Source organism: Catenibacterium sp. UBA627, from assembly GCF_002299355.1.
GTDB lineage: Bacteria > Bacillota_I > Bacilli_A > Erysipelotrichales > Coprobacillaceae > Catenibacterium > Catenibacterium mitsuoka.
In genome coordinates this window covers 5118-7358 of the sequence record NZ_DBPF01000016.1, presented here as the reverse complement: position 1 = coordinate 7358, position 2241 = coordinate 5118, and the positions used below count along the sequence as shown (strand labels likewise).

Annotated in this window: 3 protein-coding genes; 1 reads left to right on the top strand and 2 read right to left on the bottom strand. The window is 31.1% G+C overall.

Features of this window, described 5'->3' with window-relative positions:
* Positions 1-292: hypothetical protein (locus B2S90_RS01205; protein ID WP_286696419.1), on the bottom strand; the 292-nt coding region annotated here is incomplete at its 3' end.
* A 96-nt stretch (positions 293-388) separates the two neighbouring features.
* On the opposite strand from B2S90_RS01205, the gene B2S90_RS01200 reads away from it, so the two are divergent.
* Complete coding sequence (locus B2S90_RS01200; RefSeq protein WP_286696418.1) at positions 389-1117, top strand: MIP/aquaporin family protein; 729 nt, start codon at positions 389-391, stop codon at positions 1115-1117.
* Between the two features lie 501 nt (positions 1118-1618).
* Here B2S90_RS01200 and B2S90_RS01195 read toward each other — a convergent pair.
* A complete protein-coding gene (locus B2S90_RS01195; protein WP_286696417.1) occupies positions 1619-2026 on the bottom strand; it encodes a hypothetical protein in 408 nt (135 codons plus the stop codon).
* Positions 2027-2241 lie beyond the last annotated feature (215 nt).

The window sequence follows — 2241 nt, the reverse complement described above, 5'->3', positions numbered from 1 at the left end:
CAATCTTGATCTTATGTTTACTTACTGCCTTGATTGATTTAATATCCTTTACTTCAATCATTTCTGGAAGTAATGCGACATATTTCCATGTATATATCATAATAATATCGCTATATAAGTGAAGATTATAGCCAGCAAGACAGATTAATGCGATAGTGATTGTCATAATAAGAGCTAAGACAAAACGCATCTGTGAATGCCATACAACTTTGGAATAAATAGATAATGCGAGTAATGCAGGAATCATAACAATCATAAATACTGTTACTCTAAAATCTTTGAATTTTTTCATTTTCATCACCTTTTCACATTCTACATGGATTAGGGTCATTTGACAAGTTATTGAATTTGTCTTACACTCATTTCATAAAAATATTGGAGGTATTCAATGAAAATCAAGAAATTTCTATCTGAACTACTTGGTACTTTCCTACTTGTATTTCTAGGTACTACAGCTTATGCATTACTTGGATCTACAGGATTAGGTTCTACATATAGTACAGTAGCAGGTATTATCGGTATTGCAGTTGTATTTGGTCTTGCAATGACATTTGTTTATTATATGTTCTCTTCTATTTCAGGAGCACATGTCAATCCAGCAGTGTCTGTTGCAATGTATTTTAATGGAGCTATCTCTCTCATAGAAATGTTCCTTTATATTGTGGCACAACTATTAGGTGCACTTCTTGCAAGTGGATTATTACTTGGTATTCTTAAATGTATTCCTAGTGTATCTATCACTACTTTAGGTATTGGACAAACAGGTTATAGTTCTTTAAGTATGATTTCATTAGATGTAAAGGGTGCTATTCTTGTAGAAGCTGTATTAACTTTTGTATTTGTATTAGTGTACTTACATGTAGTAAATGATGAAAGATTAGAAAGACTATCTGGATTATTAATTGGTGGTGCTTTAACACTTGTTACTATTTTAGGTATTCCATTTACCGGTGCTTCTATTAACCCTGCAAGATCATTTGGTCCAGCAGTTATTATGAAGATACTTGGCAAAGGCACTGCACTTAATCAGTTATGGGTATTCTTATTATCACCACTCATTGGTGCTTTAATCGCTTATATCGTTTATAAGTTATTAAAAGGTGAAAAGATTGCATAACTCAATCGATTCAAAAATCTAGGAGCTGTAACGAATAGACAGTATTGACTACTACCTTGAGCGTTACAGTTCTTTTCGTATATACCCTCCTAAAAAGGCTATTCTCTTTTGCATAATGAATACTTTTCATATTTTAGACGCACTTAAAAACATCGGAAAAGAGATAGCTTCCGCTATCTCCCAGGATTCCTGCTATAAGTTAAGATTATTATGTATATACTAGTAATTCGCTTTTTTATTATAACCTAGAATTTGAAGAAATTTTTAATTTCATCCTTAAAGAAGTAGATAAGTAACACTGTATTTCCAATAAATGGAATTAAAAGACATGAGTGGAAAAATGTTGGTATTGAAACAAACTCAAATAGCGTATCTGCGATAGGGATTGCCACAATTGTTTGATCAGGATAAAAAGCAACTGCAATAAATAAAATCACATAAATAACAAAACAGAAAAGAAACTTTATTGTTTTAGTACTCATAAAACTATACCTCTATACATTAAGATTTATATTTAACATCAATATAGGATGCTAGCGTCTTTTTGGAAATATAATTATATGAATCATATAATCCACTTGAATCAAAGTAGTCTGTTCTCATATGTTTTACCAAGAAATCTCCAGATATTCCAAGACGACTATATTTTTTACTATTAGCAGGAATAGTTGTGCTCACAGAAGCTGTATGCGTTAAACTTAAAGTGAAAGAAATACCATCATAACTTGTTTTAAGAGAAGCACTACTACTCACACCTTTTTCTATTGTATATGATGATGACTTTGTCCAGCTTGGAGTTAACTTATGATATCCAACAAACTTATGCTTCAATGTTTGTCTGAATACTTCACTCGTTTTTGAATATTCCCCACAAGTCATAATATCACCGCTTACTTGTTTATGATTCAAATAAGCCTCATAGTCTTTTTCGGTAGGAAAAAACCATGTCTCTGTTTCGCTTATTTGAACAGGAATAGATAAACTAATATCTGACGCAAATACAGGTGCACATAAAGAAGAAAATAAAGTGATAGAAATTAATAAAGAAATCGTTTTTTTAATATTTTTTTTACTTGGATCCTCCTTAAATATAAACGCTTTCTACACTATATATTATACTGATA

What these genes read in the sequence shown, in the direction of transcription:
- B2S90_RS01200 (WP_286696418.1), top strand. Translation starts at nt 389, where the DNA reads ATGAAAATCAAGAAATTTCTATCTGAACTACTTGGTACTTTCCTACTT.